12 protein-coding genes and 2 pseudogenes are annotated in these 15,745 nt (G+C 65.5%); 6 read left to right on the top strand and 8 right to left on the bottom strand.

Translation table 11 applies throughout. The features are described 5' to 3' along the window. Positions 1-55: 55 nt before the first annotated feature. Complete coding sequence (locus tag FDW81_RS06775; RefSeq protein WP_138133373.1) at positions 56-2,578, bottom strand: MMPL family transporter; 2,523 nt, start codon at positions 2,576-2,578, stop codon at positions 56-58. 35 nt (positions 2,579-2,613) lie between these two features. After that, positions 2,614-3,315 carry a TetR/AcrR family transcriptional regulator gene (locus FDW81_RS06770; RefSeq protein ID WP_138133372.1) on the bottom strand — a complete coding sequence of 234 codons (702 nt, stop codon included), beginning with the start codon at positions 3,313-3,315 and terminating at the stop codon, positions 2,614-2,616. Positions 3,316-3,427: 112 nt separating this feature from the next. On the opposite strand from FDW81_RS06770, the pseudogene FDW81_RS06765 reads away from it, so the two are divergent. Then, positions 3,428-3,757 (top strand): annotated as a pseudogene (locus FDW81_RS06765) (hypothetical protein); the annotation flags it as partial. Between the two features lie 104 nt (positions 3,758-3,861). Here the strand turns inward: FDW81_RS06765 and FDW81_RS06760 are convergent. The 6 genes from FDW81_RS06760 to FDW81_RS06740 all read right to left on the bottom strand — a co-directional run bounded on the left by FDW81_RS06760 (position 3,862) and on the right by FDW81_RS06740 (position 10,674). After that, positions 3,862-4,716, bottom strand: coding sequence for an IS3 family transposase (locus FDW81_RS06760; protein ID WP_240720012.1), 855 nt, complete (start codon positions 4,714-4,716; stop codon positions 3,862-3,864). Beyond that, a complete protein-coding gene (locus FDW81_RS18695; protein ID WP_370278806.1) occupies positions 4,713-5,039 on the bottom strand; it encodes a helix-turn-helix domain-containing protein in 327 nt (108 codons plus the stop codon). The genes FDW81_RS06760 and FDW81_RS18695 overlap by 4 nt, the downstream gene beginning before the upstream one ends. 269 nt (positions 5,040-5,308) lie before the next feature. Further along, positions 5,309-6,751 (bottom strand): dicarboxylate/amino acid:cation symporter, encoded by a 1,443-nt coding sequence (locus FDW81_RS06755; RefSeq protein ID WP_138133371.1) that lies wholly within the window; start codon positions 6,749-6,751, stop codon positions 5,309-5,311. A 303-nt stretch (positions 6,752-7,054) separates the two neighbouring features. Then, on the bottom strand, positions 7,055-8,740 hold the full coding sequence (locus tag FDW81_RS06750; protein WP_138133370.1) for a DUF885 domain-containing protein: 1,686 nt from the start codon (positions 8,738-8,740) through the stop codon (positions 7,055-7,057). 117 nt (positions 8,741-8,857) lie between these two features. Beyond that, complete coding sequence (locus FDW81_RS06745) at positions 8,858-9,094, bottom strand: acyl-CoA carboxylase subunit epsilon (protein ID WP_138133369.1); 237 nt, start codon at positions 9,092-9,094, stop codon at positions 8,858-8,860. Then, positions 9,091-10,674: an acyl-CoA carboxylase subunit beta gene (locus FDW81_RS06740; protein WP_138133368.1), complete on the bottom strand. Its 1,584-nt coding sequence runs from the start codon at positions 10,672-10,674 to the stop codon at positions 9,091-9,093. Before FDW81_RS06740 ends, FDW81_RS06745 begins: the two co-directional genes overlap by 4 nt. A gap of 218 nt (positions 10,675-10,892) precedes the next feature. Here FDW81_RS06740 and FDW81_RS06735 point away from each other — a divergent pair, with 218 nt between their 5' ends. From FDW81_RS06735 to FDW81_RS06715, 5 genes and pseudogenes are all read left to right on the top strand, one after another. After that, positions 10,893-11,780 (top strand): NAD(P)-dependent oxidoreductase, encoded by an 888-nt coding sequence (locus tag FDW81_RS06735; protein WP_138133367.1) that lies wholly within the window; start codon positions 10,893-10,895, stop codon positions 11,778-11,780. A gap of 35 nt (positions 11,781-11,815) precedes the next feature. Next, complete coding sequence (locus FDW81_RS06730; protein WP_138133366.1) at positions 11,816-12,724, top strand: biotin--[acetyl-CoA-carboxylase] ligase; 909 nt, start codon at positions 11,816-11,818, stop codon at positions 12,722-12,724. After that, positions 12,717-13,316: a PH domain-containing protein gene (locus tag FDW81_RS06725; RefSeq protein WP_138133365.1), complete on the top strand. Its 600-nt coding sequence runs from the start codon at positions 12,717-12,719 to the stop codon at positions 13,314-13,316. The genes FDW81_RS06730 and FDW81_RS06725 overlap by 8 nt, the downstream gene beginning before the upstream one ends. Then, positions 13,306-14,469: an adenylate/guanylate cyclase domain-containing protein gene (locus FDW81_RS06720; protein ID WP_138133364.1), complete on the top strand. Its 1,164-nt coding sequence runs from the start codon at positions 13,306-13,308 to the stop codon at positions 14,467-14,469. Before FDW81_RS06725 ends, FDW81_RS06720 begins: the two co-directional genes overlap by 11 nt. Before the next feature lie 333 nt (positions 14,470-14,802). Continuing rightward, a pseudogene (locus FDW81_RS06715) lies at positions 14,803-15,706 on the top strand (PP2C family serine/threonine-protein phosphatase). Positions 15,707-15,745 lie beyond the last annotated feature (39 nt).

Here is a 15,745-nt window from a genome sequence, read left to right as displayed (position 1 = left end):
GCTCCAGCCTAGTGGACCGGCGCGGGCCAGGAAGACCGGCGCCGGTCCGACAAACTCAGTGGACCAGTTCCCCCGCCGCCGGGGCTGCTTCGGGCCGGCTGAGCTTGGCGCCCTCCACATCCACGTCCGGCAGGATCCGGTCCAGCCAGCGCGGCAGCCACCAGGACTTTTCGCCGAGCAGGTACATCACGGCCGGGACGATGGTCATGCGGACCACGAACGCGTCCAAAAGCACCCCAAATGCCATCGCGAAGCCCAGCGGCCGGACCATCGTGAGATGGCTGAAGATGAAGCCGGCGAACACACTGACCATGATGATGGCTGCGGCCGTCACCACGGCAGCTGCGTGGCTGAAGCCCACCCGGACCGCCTCCTTGGCAGTGGAACCGTGCATATAGGCCTCGCGCATGCCGGAGGCGATGAACACCTGGTAGTCCATGGCCAGGCCGAACAGCACACCGATCAGGATGATGGGCAGGAAGCTCAGCACCGCGCCCGGGTTGGCCACGTCGAAGACGCTGCCCAGCCAGCCCCACTGGTAGACGGCCACCACGGCGCCGAAGGCGGCGGCGAGGGAGAGCAGGAACCCGCCGGTGGCGAGCAGCGGCACCACGATGGAGCGGAACACCAGCAGCAGCAGGACCAGGGAGAGTCCGACGACGATGGCCAGGTACGGCGGCAAGGCGTCACCGAGCTTGGTGGAGACATCGATGTTTCCGGCGGTCTGCCCGGTCAGGCCCAGAGTCACGTCGTATTCGGACTGGACCTCGTCGTTCAGGCCGCGCAGTTCGGAAACCACCTGAACGGTGCTGGCGCTGGCCGGGCCTTCCTTGGGGATGACCTGGAACACCGCGGTCCGGCGGTCCTCGCTCAGGGCGACGGGCAGTGCTGCCACAACGTTGTCCACGGCACGGAGTTCGCCGGCGACGTCGTACTGCAGGGACTGCGCCTGGGCCTCGTCCAGGCCTGCGGGCAACTCGCCGACGGCCACGATGGGGCCGGTGACGCCTTCACCGAAGCTGCGGGCGGTCAGGTCGTATGCCTGATAGGCCTCGGATTCCACCGGCTCCGATCCGCCATCGGGCAGGGCAAGCTGCAGTTGGGTGGCAGGCAGGGCCAGGGTGCCCAGCAGGAGGACGCCGGCCAGGAGGGCCAGCACGGGGTGCCGGGTGACCAGGCCGCCCCAGCCGTGGGTGCTGCGCTCGCGGTCCTTGGCCTCATCCTCGACTCCATGGCCCGGTTCAGCATTGTGCGCTTGGGCTTTGGCCCAGGCCCGCCGGGAGATGATGCGCCGCCCAATCAGGGAAAGCATGGCAGGGGTAAGGGTGATGGCCACCAGCACTGCCACTGCCACGGTTCCGGCCGCGGCCAGGCCCATGACCGTCAGGAACGGCAGTCCGGGCACCACCAGGGCGGCAAGGGCGATGATCACGGTGAGGCCGGCGAAAACAACGGCGTTGCCGGACGTTCCGGTGGCTCGGGCCACCGACTCCTCAGGCTCCGTTCCGGCGAGCAGCTGGGTCCGGTGCCGGTTGACGATGAAAAGTGAGTAGTCGATGCCCACGGCCAGGCCCAGCATGAGGGCCAGCATGGGGGAGATGGAGCTCATGTCGAAGAGGCCGGACAGGGCGAAGGTGATGCCGACGCCGACCCCCACTCCAACGATGGCCATCAGCAGCGGAAGCCCGGCGGCGATGAGGGTTCCCAGCATGAGGATCAGGACCAGGGCCGCGACGGTGATGCCGATGATCTCGGCCGCACCGAAGAGTTCGGAAATGTCCTCGGTGATCTCCTTGCTGGCGTAGGCGGTGACGCCCGCAGCGGAGGTTTCGTGCGCGATGTCCTGGACCTGCTGGCGGACCTCCGGGCTCAGGCCGTTGGTGGACGTATCGAACTGGACCTGGGCCACGGCGGCCCGGCCATCCTCCCACACGAAGCGGATGGCGGATGACGCCTCCGCCTGGCGCTTGCCGAGATCAAGCTTTGCCTTGCTGGCCTCCAATTCACTCGCTCCGGCCTGCAGGCGGGCCTCGCCATCTGCGAGTGCGGCCTTCTGCTGGCCGAGCTGGGCCTCGGTAAGGGCGGCAGGGGCACCGGCTGCAGCCAGCTGCTGTTCTGCTGCTGCGAGCTGCGCCTTGCCGGCTTCAAGCTCGCCGCGGGAGGCATCCAGCTGTGCCTGTCCCGCCGCAAGCTGCTGCTCGCCGTCGCTGATGGCTCGTCTTGCCTGGTCCACCTGGGCCTGCGTGGCGAAAGGATCCACGGTGCCGCGCACATCCGGCACCGACTCGAGTTTCTTCAGCGCATCTGTGACGGCGGTCCGGCTCTCGGCAGTGAAGCCGCCGTCGGGTGCCTCGAAGACGATCGTCGCCGTGCCCCCTGAGGCGGAGGGGAGCTCTTCCTTCAGCTTGTCGGCAATCCGCTGCGTCTCGGTGCCGGGAATCTGGAAGTTGTTGGACAGGGTGCCGTGGAACGCGGCGGCCGAACCGCCCACGGCCACCAGGGCGGCAAGCCACAGTGAGATCACCAGCCAGTGCCGGCGGTAGGAGAACTTGCCCAGGCGATAAAGGAACAAAGCCATGTAAGGAAACCGATCTGATCAGGAGGAACGGGAGTTTAGGAAGCCGGGCTGGCCGGCGCCGGGGTGTACCGCTCCGGGCCCATGGTGTGGCTGCGGGAGTTGAAGCCGGCACCGAGCAGGGCCATGGCGTCGATGAGCAATTGCCGGAGCTCGGCGAGGGATTCCGGTGAGAGGTCAGCACCCCGGCGGCTGAACCACACCTCCATGGCTGCCTTGCCGCATGAGATGACGGAGCCGGCCAGCGCGTGGACGTACAGTTCGTCCTCCCCGCCAGGCGTTACGGCCACGCGTTCCCGGGCCACGGCAAAAACCTGCTCCCGGCAGTGGTCCCACGCCTGGAGTTCTGTATTCGCCATGAGCGGGCTGTGCTGGGTCAGGGTAAACAGTTCCGCCAGCGGTGCCACTGCCTTGGGGTCCGCAAGGGCCATCAGGGCCGCCTGGGCTGATTCCAGGACAGGTTCTTCCGCCGGCCGCAGCCTCAGCTGTTGGATGGCGTTGTGCAGGAACGTGTGGACGACGGACGCCAGCGCGGCATCGGTGCTGCTGAAGTAGTTGAAGAACGTCCGGCGCGAAATCCCGGCCGAGTCGGCGATCTCCTCAGCCGTGAAATTACCGGGGCCCTTGGTTCGCAGGAGGGCCAAGGCTGCATCCGTAATGGCCTGGCGGGTGGCGGCTTTATTCAGCTCGCGGCGGGACGGGACCGTGGCAGTGTCAGCGGTCGATGATGGTGCGGTCATTTTTTTACACTACGTGCAAGTTTGCACTGCGCAACTTGGTTCGCAGCAGAATGAAAGGTTCTGAACAGGCTCCCGGCAACGCCGATTCCGGCAGCCAGGGCCAGCGCCGTAACTGGGCGTGGATGAAGCCAAGGTGGCGGATGCGTTCCAGGCCTTCCGGGAGGCAATCCGACCGAGCATCGCACCGGCAGATGGGGAGAAGCCCGGCACTGCCACCCGTGACGCCGCCCTGGCCAGGTCGCTGGCTGAATCACTGGGCATTGAAGAGTGCAAGGTCACCGCCGCGCTGGAGGAGCTCCGCAGTGAAAGGCAGGCAGAGAAGGCTGCAGAGCTGAAGACGCGGCTGGACCAGGAGGTAACGGACGGGAAGCTGTCACAGGCTGTTTCTGACGCCGTCACCAAGGCGTCAGAAAACGGAGTGGTTGGCGGCGGCTGCCACTGAAGTGCCTGGCGCTGAGGCCTCCGGCACCGACGGCGTCTGAAACGAAAGAAGTCCCCGGGAGATTTTGAACTGCTCCCCGAAAGTTGGACTGGCCAAATAAAATCCTAAGCCGCGAGGGCCTGGGCACGGTATTGCACCGGGCTCAGGCCCTCGAGCTTTGTTGAGATTCTTTCGTTGTTGTACCAGTGGACGTACTCGTGCAGGGCCGCTTCCAGTGCTTCAGCGTTGAGGAACCGGACCCGGTGGAACAGTTCTTCCTTGAGGTGGCCGAAAAAGTTCTCCATCACGGCGTTGTCGTAGCAGTTGCCCTTACGGGACATCGACTGGACCGCGCCGGCGTCCTGCAGCAGATTGCGCCAGGACACGTGCTGGTACTGGAATCCCTGTTCTGAGTGCACAAGCGGCTGCTGGCCTTGCTCAAGACGTGCAAGGGCCTGACGCAGCGAAGTGTTGACGAGCTCCAGATTCGGTGACATTCCAATGGAGTAGGAGATGACCTGCCGGTCGAAGAGATCCATGATTGGCGAGAGGTAGAGCTTTCGGTCGCCAACGCTCAATTCGGTCACATCCGTTACCCGCTTCCGGTTCGGCGCATCCGCCTCGAACTCCCTGTTGAGCACGTTCGGGGCAACCCCGCCCTGACCGCCTTGGTAGGAGTTATAACGCTTCTTCCGCCGTACTTTGCAGACGAGCCCCAGGGAACGCATGAGCTTCAGCACGGTCTTCTTTGCGGCAGTCCACCCGTGCTTGACCATCTCGGTATGGATGCGCCGATGCCCGTAGCGGCCATGATTCTTGTTGAAAATTTCCGTGACCGCGGCCTTGATCGCCTCTTGGGGGTCGGGATTCCGGAGACGGGCCTGGTGATAGAAGAAAGTCGACCCGGCCAAGCCGGAGACCTGAAGCAGAACCGGCAGCGGAAAGTCAGCCTTGAGGGCGATGATGGCCTGGACCTTCACCGTCGTTCCTGCGCCCTCAAGGCCCGCAATTTTCCCAGGTAAGCCACTTCCGCCCGGAGCCGCTCGTTCTCCCGCCGCAACCGCTCCAGTTCGGATACTTCTGCGTGCTGCGCGGCCGGCGGAGCCTGGGGCCTGCCTTTAGGCTTCGGGCGCAACGCGTCCGCTCCCTCGCGACGGTACGCACGGGCCCACGTTTTCAGTAACCCCGGAGAGGACAAACCCGCCTCTGCCGCAAGATCAGGGGCAGTCTCACCCGCGATGAACCGTTCGACCAATGCAAGCTTGAATTCGAACGAGTACGCATGCCTTGTCGGTTTGGCCACCAACGCTCCTCGACCATGGATCTTCCACCGCCGATAGAGAAGCTTTACCGGCCCGCGAGAGACTCCCAGCAAACCGGCTGTCGCCGTATCTGCGATGCCCTTCTCAAACCACGCTACAGCGGCCTCGCGCTGATCCTCTGACAACGAACTACGTGCATGCAAAAAACTGCTCCCCGGAAGTCGGAACTGAATTTCTCAGTCCAACTTCCGGGGAGCAGTTCAAGTGCAACCGGGGACTTCTTCTTCTGCTCAGGGTGGGCAACTGGCCGCTAGGCCTTGGAACCTGCGAGGTCGCGCGGAGCGGTGTCCGTAGTGATTCCATCGGTGGAAGCGGCAGGCTCGGCGTCGACCGTTTCGTCAACAAACGGCGTGCCGTTCCGGGCGGCGTTGTACAGCTGCTCGTCCAGGATCCCCTGGCGCTTGGCCACGATGGTGGGGACCAGGGCCTGGCCGGCCACGTTCACGGCTGTGCGGCCCATGTCCAGGATCGGGTCGATGGCCAGGAGGAGTCCGACGCCGGCCAGGGGCAGTCCCAGCGTGGACAGCGTCAGGGTGAGCATCACCACGGCGCCGGTGGTTCCGGCGGTTGCGGCGGAACCAAGGACGGAAACCAGGGCGATCAGCAGGTACTGGCTGAAATCCAGCTGGATACCGAAGAACTGGGCAACGAAGATCGCGGAGATTGCGGGGTAGATGGCGGCGCAGCCGTCCATCTTGGTGGTGGCGCCCAGCGGAACGGCGAAGGAAGCGTAGGCGCGGGGGACGCCGAGGCTGCGCTCAGTGACCCGCTGGGTGAGGGGCAGCGTGCCAACGGAGGAGCGGGAGACGAAGGCCAGCTGGACGGCGGGCCACACGCCGGAGAAGTACTGCTTGACGGACAGGCCGTGGGTGCGGACCAGGATGGGGTAGACCGCGAAGAGCACCAGTGCCAGGCCAACGTAGATGGCAAAGGTGAACTTGCCGAGGGAGCCGATGGTGTCCCAGCCGTAGACGGCGACGGCGTTGCCGATGAGGCCAACGGTGCCCAGCGGTGCGATGCGGATGATCCACCAGAGGACCTTCTGGATTACGGCCAGGGCCGAGGCGTTGAGGTTCAGGAAGGGTTCAGCGGCCTTGCCCACCTTGAGGGCAGCGACGCCGACGGCGATGGCGATCACCAGGATCTGCAGGACGTTGAAGCTGACGGACGTGGTGACGGCACCGGACTCAGCGACGGTGGAGCTGGCACCCAAACCCAGGAAGTTCTTGGGGAACAGTCCCACCAGGAACGCCCACCAGTCACCGGACTTGCCGGAGTACTTGGCTTCCCCGGTGATGCCGGTGTTGGAACCGGGCTGCAGGAGGACGCCCAAACCGATGCCGATCAGGACGGCGATCAGTGAGGTGATGGCGAACCACAGCAGGGTGTTCCATGCAAGCTTCGCGGCGTTGGACACCTGGCGAAGGTTGGAGATGGAACTGACGACAGCGGTGAAGATCAGGGGGACGACGGCGGTCTGCAGCAGTGACACATAGCTGGAGCCGATGGTCTGCAGCGTGGCGCCAAGGCCGTTGGGGCTGGCCTTGGTGCTGCCGGTGTACTTGGCCAACAGGCCGAGGCCCAGCCCGACGATAAGGGCGGCAATGATCTGGAAGCCGAAGGAGCCAGCCCACTTGGGCAGCTGGAAACCGGTCTTCCCTGCGGGGGAGGGGGTGCTTGTCTGAGTGCTCACCAGAACAAGCTAGACCTCCACCCAATACCACGGCGAACGAACATTGAGAAACATTACGGGCCCAAGGTTCCACTCAAAGCGCCAAAACCCCGGAAAATCAAGGGTGTCAGCCCGTTATGTTACTTATTCCCGGCCAAGGTGTGCTTAATGTCTCGCTACAAGGGGTGGGAGGGCGGCATCCGGAAGCATGCTCCCCACCGGCTGCCTAGCCTCGCAAGCTCGGCCAGGGAACCGTGCCGGCGTGGGCCCGCGAGGAAGGAGCAGCATGCAGAGGATGTTGTCCTCCCGCACCGAAGGCGAGGGCTAGGTAAGCAGCGCCCGCCGGAGCGTGTCCAGTCCAACAGAGCCGATGTTCAGGGCCCTTGTATGGAACTCCTTAAGGTCGAACCCGGGGCGGGCTTCGAGTTCGGCGCGGATCTGTTCCCAGAGGCGCTGCCCCACTTTGTAGGAGGGTGCCTGGCCGGGCCAGCCCAGGTAGCGGGTGAACTCGAAGTTCAGCTGGCCTTCGCTGATGGGCAGGTTCTCCTTGAGGAATTCGTAGCCCTTGTCTGCAGTCCAGGTGCCGGTGCCCCAGCGTTCGGGGACGTCCAGTTCAAGGTGCATGCCGATATCGAACACCACGCGGGCGGCACGCATCCGCTGCATGTCCAGCATGCCCATGTGGTCGCCGGGGTCGTTCAGGTAGCCCAGTTCCTGCATCAGCTTTTCGGCGTACAGGGCCCAGCCTTCGCCGTGGCCGGAGGTCCAGCAGACGTTGCGCCGCCACTTGTTGAGCAGTTCGCGCCGGTAGGTGGCTGTGGCCACCTGGAGGTGGTGCCCGGGGACGCCCTCGTGGTAGACGGTAGTGGTTTCGGCCCAGGTGGTGAAGGTGTCTTCCCCTGCGGGGACGGACCACCACATGCGGCCGGGCCGGCTGAAGTCGTCGGAGGGTCCTGTGTAGTAGATGCCGCCCTCGTCAGTGGGGGCGATGAGGCATTCCAGCTTCTTCATGACGTCCGGGATGTCGAAGTGGACGCCGGCCAGTTCAGCCACGGCTTTGTCGGAGAGTTCCTGCATCCATTCCCGCAGGGCTTCCTTCCCTTTCAGCTGGCGGGCGGGATCGTTGTTCAGGATGTCCTTGGCTTCGGCGATGCTGGCGCCGGCCTTGATGGCATCCGCCACCTGTTCCTGCTGGGCGATGATCCGGTCGAGTTCCTCCACGCCCCAGGCATAGGTTTCCTCCAGGTCTACAGTGGCGCCCAGGAAGGAACGGGAGGCCAGCGCGTAACGGGCCCGGCCCACGGCGTCCTTTTCCGGCGCCGCGGGGAGCAGCTCTGTGCGGAGGAATTCGGCCAGCCCGGCGTAGGCCAATCGGGCGGCGGCAGCACCGCCGTCGAGCTTTTGCTGCACGGCGGCGGGCAATGGCCCGGCGGATGTGGACGCTCCGGCAGCCAGCTTCGCAAAGAAGCCGTCCTCCGCGGCGTACTTGGTGACCTGCTCGATAACGATCTTCACCTGCCGCACTGCGGCCACCCTGCCGGCGTCCTTGGCGAGGCGCAGCGATTCGGTGTAGCCGTCGATGGCTGCAGGAACGTTCTGGGCGCGGCCTGCGATATGCAGCCAGTCCTGCTCGGTCGCGGTCGGCATCAGGTCGAAGATGGCGCGGATGTCCTGGGCCGGGGAGGCAATGTTGTTGAGGTCCGCGTAGTCCCAGCCCGAGGCGTGGATCAGCAGCTGCAGGCTCAGCCGCTCCTGCATGGCGTCAAGGGTGACGGCGTCGACGTCGTCTTCCGGCTCGAGGCCTTCGAGGTCCCCCAGGGCCTTCCGGGCAGCTTCCGCGAATTCGGCGATCCCGGCGGGGGAGAAGTCCTGGTACTCGCTTTCGTGTCCGGGGACGCCAAGGGTGGTGGCGAAGGACGGGTTGAGCCTGATGAGCGTCTCGGTGTAGTCATCTGCGACGGCGTCGATTCGGGTGTGCGGGCGGGCGGCAGGTGCAGTGTCGGTAGTCACTCAACGAGACTAACCGCGCCCTTAGCCTTTAGAAAGGAGGTTGGAGCGGATGGGCCCACGCCGCCGAGGGTGCCCTGCCCGAGCGCAGCGAGGTTGGAGAAGGCGGTGGGGAGCACCCTAGCCGCGGCTCCGCTTCCACGCGCCCGGGCCGGGTGTCGGCTCCAGCCTGAGCTGCTGGCGGCGCACCCAGTGCCGGACCGGCGGCTTGTCCGTCCGGGCCGGTTCAGCAACGCCCAGGGAGAGGACGACGGCGGTCAGGGCCGCGAGCTCCTCGGCAGTGGGCTGTCCTTTCACCACAGAGAGCAGCGGTTCAGCGGCTGGCTGGTTCCCGTCAGCAGGTTCGTTGGGGATCACAGCGGAATGTTTCCATGCTTCTTGGCGGGCAGGCTCGCGCGCTTGTCCCGCAGGGCACGCAGGCCCTTGATGATCTGCATCCGGGTCTCGGACGGGGCGATCACGGCGTCCACGTAACCGAGCTCGGCCGCCTGGTAGGGGTTCAGGAGCTCCTCTTCATACTGCCGGATGACTTCGGCGCGGCGGGCCTCTATGTCGCCCCCGGCTTCGGCCACTGCCGCAAGGTCCCGGCGGTAGAGGATGTTGACGGCGCCCTGAGCGCCCATGACACCAATCTGGGCGGTGGGCCAGGCCAGGTTCAGGTCGGCGCCCAGCTTCTTGGAGCCCATCACGATATACGCACCGCCATAGGCCTTGCGGGTGATGACGGTCAACTTGGGCACGGTTGCTTCTGCGTAGGCGTAGAGGAGTTTCGCACCGCGGCGGATGATGCCCTGGAACTCCTGGTCCTTGCCCGGCAGGAAGCCGGGAACGTCCACCAGGGTGATGATGGGGATGTTGAAGGCGTCGCAGTGCCGGACAAACCGGGCGGCCTTCTCCGAGGCTGCGATATCCAGCGTGCCTGCGAACTGCAGCGGCTGGTTGGCAACGATGCCCACGGTGTGGCCTTCCACCCGGCCGTAGCCGATCATCACGTTCGGGGCGTACAGCGCCTGCATCTCCAGGAAGTGTCCGTCGTCGACGATCTGCTCGACGACGGTGCGCATGTCATAGGGCTGGTTGGCGGAATCGGGGATGAGTGCGTCCAGGGCGAGGTCGTCGTCGTCGAGCTCCAGCACCTGCGTGTGCTCAAGGACGGGCGCTTCGGAAAGGTTGTTGGAGGGGAGGAAATCCAGCAGTTCGCGGACGAACTCGATGGCGTCCGCTTCGTCCGAGGCGAGGTAGGTGGAGGTACCCGTGGTGGCATTGTGCTGGCGGGCACCGCCCAGGGTTTCCATATCCACGTCCTCGCCCGTGACGGTCTTGATGACATCCGGTCCGGTGATGAACATGTGGGAGGTCTTGTCCACCATCACCACATAGTCCGTGAGTGCGGGGGAGTAGGCGGCACCGCCGGCGGAGGGGCCCATGATCAGGGAGATCTGCGGCACCACACCCGAGGCATGGACATTGTTGCGGAAGATATCGGCGAACATGGCCAGCGACGCTACACCCTCCTGGATGCGGGCGCCGCCGCCATCCAGGATGCCCACCACCGGGCACCCATTGCGCAGTGCGAATTCCTGGACCTTGACGATCTTCTCGCCGTTGACCTGGCTGAGGGAGCCGCCGTATACCGTGAAGTCCTGGCTGTAAACGGCCACCAGCCGGCCATCCACCGTGCCGTAGCCCGACACCAGGCCGTCCCCGAGCGGCTTCTTCTTTTCCATGCCGAATGCGGTGGAGCGGTGCACGGCAAGGGCGTCGAATTCGACGAACGAGTCTTCATCCAGCAGCAGGCCAATGCGCTCCCGTGCGGTGTTCTTGCCGCGCGCATGCTGCTTTTCGATTGCTTCTGGGCCGGAGGGCTGTTCGGCACGTGCCTGGCGGTCGCGGAAGTCGGCGATCTTTCCCGCTGTCGTTGTCAGATCGTGGCTCATCAAGTATCTCCGGCTCTGTAGCAGATTGATTCGTGGTGCTGGCGCTCGCGGGCTGTGCTGTGGGGTTTAAGTAGCTTCCACACAAAGGACGAACCCTGCTGGCAAGTCTAGTGACGCTTCCGGCCCCCACGGCTGTAGGGAACCTACAATTTTCTGCGCCGCCCTCAGCGGCACGGGCATGTTACTGAGGGGTAACTTGATTGGGTTACAGTGGTCCCATGACTTCGAGCAATGACGCTTTCCAGCGCCACGCAGGCCCCTATCAGGCGGCCGGATCGCTCCGGGGGCAGACCCTCCTGATCTCCGGCGGCAGCCGTGGGATCGGGCTTGCCATCGCCGGGCGGGCAGCACAGGACGGTGCCAACATCGTGCTGCTGGCCAAGACGGGGGAGCCGCATCCCAGGCTTGCCGGGACGGTGTATGCCGCGGCGGAGGAATTGGTGGCAGCGGGCGGGCAGGCTCTACCCCTCGTAGGTGACGTCCGGAATGACGACGACGTTGCGCGCGCCGTGGCTTCGGCGATGGACCGCTTTGGCGGCATCGACGTCGTGGTCAACAACGCTTCCGCCATCGACCTCTCCCGCACGGACGACGTCGACATGAAAAAGTACGACCTGATGCAGGACATCAACGTCCGGGGCACCTTCCTGATGTCCAAGCTGGCGTTGCCGGCGCTGCGGGCCTCGCGCCAGGGCCGCATCCTGACCCTGTCGCCGCCGCTGAACCTCGATCCGCACTGGGCCGGAAAACACCTCGCCTACACCATGGCGAAGTACGGGATGAGCCTTACTACCCTGGGACTTGCCGAGGAGCTCAAGGCGGACGGTATCAGGGTCAATTCGCTCTGGCCGTGCACCCTGATCGATACGGCGGCCATCAGGAACATGCCCCAAGGCGAGGCGATGGTCCAGGCCGCCCGTGGTCCGCAAATCATGGCGGACGCTGCCCATGCCGTGCTGACCGGCAGCAATCTGCGGGCCGGCGGCCGGCCCAGCGGCAATTTCTATACAGACGAAGAGGTGCTCGCGGCAGCGGGAGTCACTGACTTCCGTCCGTACAGCCTGGGGACGCCCGAGGAGAGCCTGGTCCCGGACATTTTCCTGTAGCCGGGACGCCCGGCCCGTGTCGGTAGAGTTTAGGTATGGATGACGCACATGCCCCCGGCACGCCTCTGAACCGGAGGGAACTCGCGGACCAGGACTTCCTGTCCGCGGCCGGCATTCCCCGGCTCGAGGTGGTGGATTCCACGGGATCCACGAACGCGGATCTTCTGCGGTCCGTGACGGCGGAGCCCTCCGCCTGGCCGGACATGTCCGTGCTCACCGCCGAGTACCAGACAGCTGCCAGGGGGCGCCTGGACAGGCACTGGGAGGCGCCGCCGCTGAGCTCGATCTCGGTTTCGGTGGTCCTGAAACCGGTCAATGCCGAAGGCAGGCCGCTTCCCACCCAGAGCTACTTCTGGCTGTCGCTCATCGCAGCCCTGGCACTGCGCGGGACCCTGCTGGAAACCGCCGGCCTCCCTGCCGAGCTGAAATGGCCCAACGACGTCCTGGTCCGCGGGAAGAAAATCGCCGGCATCCTGGCGCAGCTGGGTCCAATGGTGGACGGCTCAGCGCCGCCCGTCATCCTCGGGACGGGCCTCAATGTCACCCTGCGGGAATCGGAGCTCCCCGTTCCCACGGCCACGTCAGTGGTGCTGGAATCCCCTCGCAGCACAGACCGGACCGGGCTGCTGAAAAGCTACCTGTCGCAGTTTGCCGTGCTCTACCGCAGCTTCTGCAATGCCGACGGCGACCCGGCGGCAGGGCTGGCGGGCGGGGCTTCCCTGCACAAGCGGGTGGAGGCAGTCATGGCTACGCTGGGCAAGCAGGTGCGGGCGCAGCTGCCGGGCGACCACGAGATCATCGGCCACGCCTCACGCCTCGACGACTACGGGTCGCTGCTGGTGGTGGACCGCGAATCACGCGAACATGTGGTGACCGCGGGCGACGTGGTGCATTTGCGGCCATGGACTGCTCCGGAGGATTCCGGCCAGGGCGGTTATGCGTAAAGACCTCGTTCCGGGCGAACAGGTAATCGTCACCACCCGCCCGCAGCCGAGGAAGCTGTCCGGGGCCGCCGCAGCCTTCATTCTGGCACCCGCGGGTGCTGCCTATACTTCAGCATGGATCATCCGCGGGGAAGCGGCGCGTCTCTTTCCCGGCCTTACTTCCCGATGGACGCCGTGGCTGGTGATCGCCTGTGTCCTCGCAGCCGTGGCGGTCTGGGCTGGCTACTGCCTGCCCCGGCTCCTGCGCTGGCAGGGCACCAGGTATATCCTCACCAGCCGGCGGCTGGTGTCCAGGTCCGGCATGCTGCGGCGGCAGGACCAGCAGGTGAACCTGGCCTCGGTGCGCAACCTGACTGTCCACGAGTCGGTACTTCAACGCCTGTTGCGCTCCGGGAATATATCCTTGGAAACCGGGTATCAGGGCGTGGTGACTTTCCAGGACGTTCCTGAGGTTGCCAGGTTCCGGGACTTCATCCTCGATGCGATCGGGGAATTGCCCGATGAACGTGACGGCCAGCCCGGCGGGACAACCGATTACCCTGCCGGAGCATTGCCATGGGATGTGAGAGAAGGTGGACAGGATGAACGATGAGGACCAGCAGGAACGCGTCGATGTCGCCGCGCCTGCCCTACCGGGTGATTCGCCTGACACTCCACCTGCCGGCCAGCTCCATGACGGCCACCATCCCCCCACCGGAACCCTCTCCGCCGACAGACTTGCCATGAAGGCGCTCGAGGCAAGGCTGCTCGGCGGGGAACGCAAGCTCCGCCGTCGTGAAGTTGCTGCCGGTGCCGGACTGTCCCTGCTCTCTGCCCGCAAACTCTGGCGGGCCCTGGGATTTCCCAACTTCGGTGACGAGGACGTTGCCTTTACCGAACGCGACCAGGCTGCGCTCTCCACCGTCGTGGACCTGGTCCGCTCGGGCAAGCTGACTGAGGAAGCAGCCATCTCCGTCACCCGCTCCATCGGCCAAATGACGGACCGGATGGTGGTCTGGCAGATCGAGGCGCTGGTGGAGGACATGGTTCACGAACAGGGCGTCACCGACGCCGTGGCCCGCAAGCGCCTGGTCAACGAGCTGCCGGCGCTCGTGGATGCCCTCGAAGAAGTGCTGGTTTACTCCTGGCGGCGCCAGCTGAACGCAGGCGTCCAGCGGCTCGCCGTCCGTGCCGAAGCGGGCCTGCAGGCCAGCGAAGAGGGCCGCGAAGGCGACGAAGACGATGCGCCGCTGCCGCTCGCCCGTGCCGTTGGCTTCGCCGACCTGGTTTCCTACACCAGCCTGTCCCGGCGAATGAACGAAAAAACCCTGGCCCGGCTGGTCCAGCGCTTCGAAAACAAGTGTGCCGAAATCATCTCCGTGGGCGGCGGCCGCCTGGTCAAGACGGTGGGTGACGAAGTCCTGTACATCGCCGAAACCCCGGCAGCAGGCGCCGAGATTTCGCTGGCGCTTGCACAGGCCTTTACCGAGGATGAGATCCTTCCGGAGGCACGCGTGGCCATGGTGTGGGGACGAATCCTTTCCAGGCTGGGGGACATCTACGGTCCCACCGTAAACCTGGCGGCGCGCCTCACTACCCTGGCGGACCCCGGAACAGTGCTGGTGGATGACATGACGGCTTCAGCCCTGGAACACGACGAACGGTTCGTGCTGGCACCGCAGCCCCCCGAAAACGTCCGCGGTTTCGGGGAGATCCGCCCGGTGCGCCTCAGCCGTGGACTTGGTAAGGGCCTGGTCCTGGACTGACTTGGCCGGAAGCCCCCGCTGCCCACCTGGAAGGGATTCCCGGTACTATCCCGGTAATGCAAAGGTCGCCGGCGCCTCCAGTCCGCGGGCCCGCAACGCCGGCACCGGGCGGCGGAGCGCCGGCGGTTCCACCGGGCAGGCAGCCGGCGACCGTCGCAGGGGGGGAGGAACGGGAATGGCAGTGAAGCGGCTTGTTCCGAAGCCGGCACCGCGCGAGCAGCATGCCGTGAGCGCTCCCGGCATCCGGACGCCCCTTGCACCGGGTGTTTCCAGTTTTGTTACCCCAGGGTCCCGCCTCCACCTCGGGGTCCGGACCTTTTACCTAGGACAGGCATGAACCAATATCCCGCCAGCGTTCCCTCCACTTCCGGGCCGGGTCTTCGCCTGAGCTACGGCTACGGGACAGACCGGGGGCTCCGCCGGGAGTTGAACGAGGATTCCTATATCGCCTCCGATCCAGTCTTCGCCGTGGCGGACGGAATGGGGGGCCACGAGGCCGGCGAGGTCGCCAGCGGACTGTGCGTCCGTGCGCTGGCTGCTATCCCCCAGCTCGCCAGCGGTGAGCGCAGCGTCACTGCTGCTGTCCTCCAGCAGCACCTGGTGATGGCCGACAGCTCTATCCGAGAGGCCACTGGTGCGCGTGCCGGGACCACGCTGGCCGGTGCCGTGGTGGTGGAGCTGGTGGGTGTGCCCTACTGGCTGGTTATGAACATCGGCGATTCCCGCACCTACCGGCTCAGCCAGGGCCGGTTCGAGCAAATCAGCGTGGACCACTCCGAGGTGCAGGAACTCGTGGACGCCGGCGAGATCACTGCGGAAGAGGCCACTGTCCATCCGCGCCGGCATGTTGTCACCCGCGCACTGGGTGCCAGTGATGAGACGGAAGCGGATTTTTGGCTGCTTCCCGTGAAAGAAGGCGACCGGGTCCTGGTGTGCTCGGACGGGCTCACCGGCGAACTGACGGATGACGACATCCTCCAGATCCTCACGACAGTCGGGAATCCCCAGGACGCCGCCGACGCCCTCATCCAGGCCGCCCTGCATAACGGTGGCAGTGATAACGTCACGGTCATCGTCGTGGATGCCCGGCACCTCCCGGACGAGGCCGGCGCCGCCACCACGGCTCTATCGGCAGAGAGCTGACCTTGAGGAGCCGGACACGCTTCCCCGCTCAAAGGCGGCCCAAGCGTCCGCCCAGCCTTTGCAGCAGCAAGCCGGTGCGGTTCGGCCTGCCTGAAGCAGGCAGGCTGACCACCCCGGAGGCCACGATCCGCTG

The organism is Pseudarthrobacter sp. NamB4 (assembly GCF_005796185.1).
GTDB lineage: Bacteria > Actinomycetota > Actinomycetes > Actinomycetales > Micrococcaceae > Arthrobacter.
Note: the sequence above shows the minus strand (reverse complement) of the source record. Positions and strands in the feature narration are given on the sequence as shown.

Excerpts from the sequence above, each read along its gene's own strand:
- FDW81_RS06775 (WP_138133373.1), bottom strand. The coding sequence starts at position 2,578 with ATGGCTTTGTTCCTTTATCGCCTGGGCAAGTTCTCCTACCGCCGGCAC.
- FDW81_RS06770 (WP_138133372.1), bottom strand. The coding sequence starts at position 3,315 with ATGACCGCACCATCATCGACCGCTGACACTGCCACGGTCCCGTCCCGC.
- FDW81_RS06740 (WP_138133368.1), bottom strand. The coding sequence starts at position 10,674 with ATGAGCCACGATCTGACAACGACAGCGGGAAAGATCGCCGACTTCCGC.
- FDW81_RS06735 (WP_138133367.1), top strand. The coding sequence starts at position 10,893 with ATGACTTCGAGCAATGACGCTTTCCAGCGCCACGCAGGCCCCTATCAG.
- FDW81_RS06730 (WP_138133366.1), top strand. The coding sequence starts at position 11,816 with ATGGATGACGCACATGCCCCCGGCACGCCTCTGAACCGGAGGGAACTC.
- FDW81_RS06725 (WP_138133365.1), top strand. The coding sequence starts at position 12,717 with ATGCGTAAAGACCTCGTTCCGGGCGAACAGGTAATCGTCACCACCCGC.
- FDW81_RS06720 (WP_138133364.1), top strand. The coding sequence starts at position 13,306 with ATGAACGATGAGGACCAGCAGGAACGCGTCGATGTCGCCGCGCCTGCC.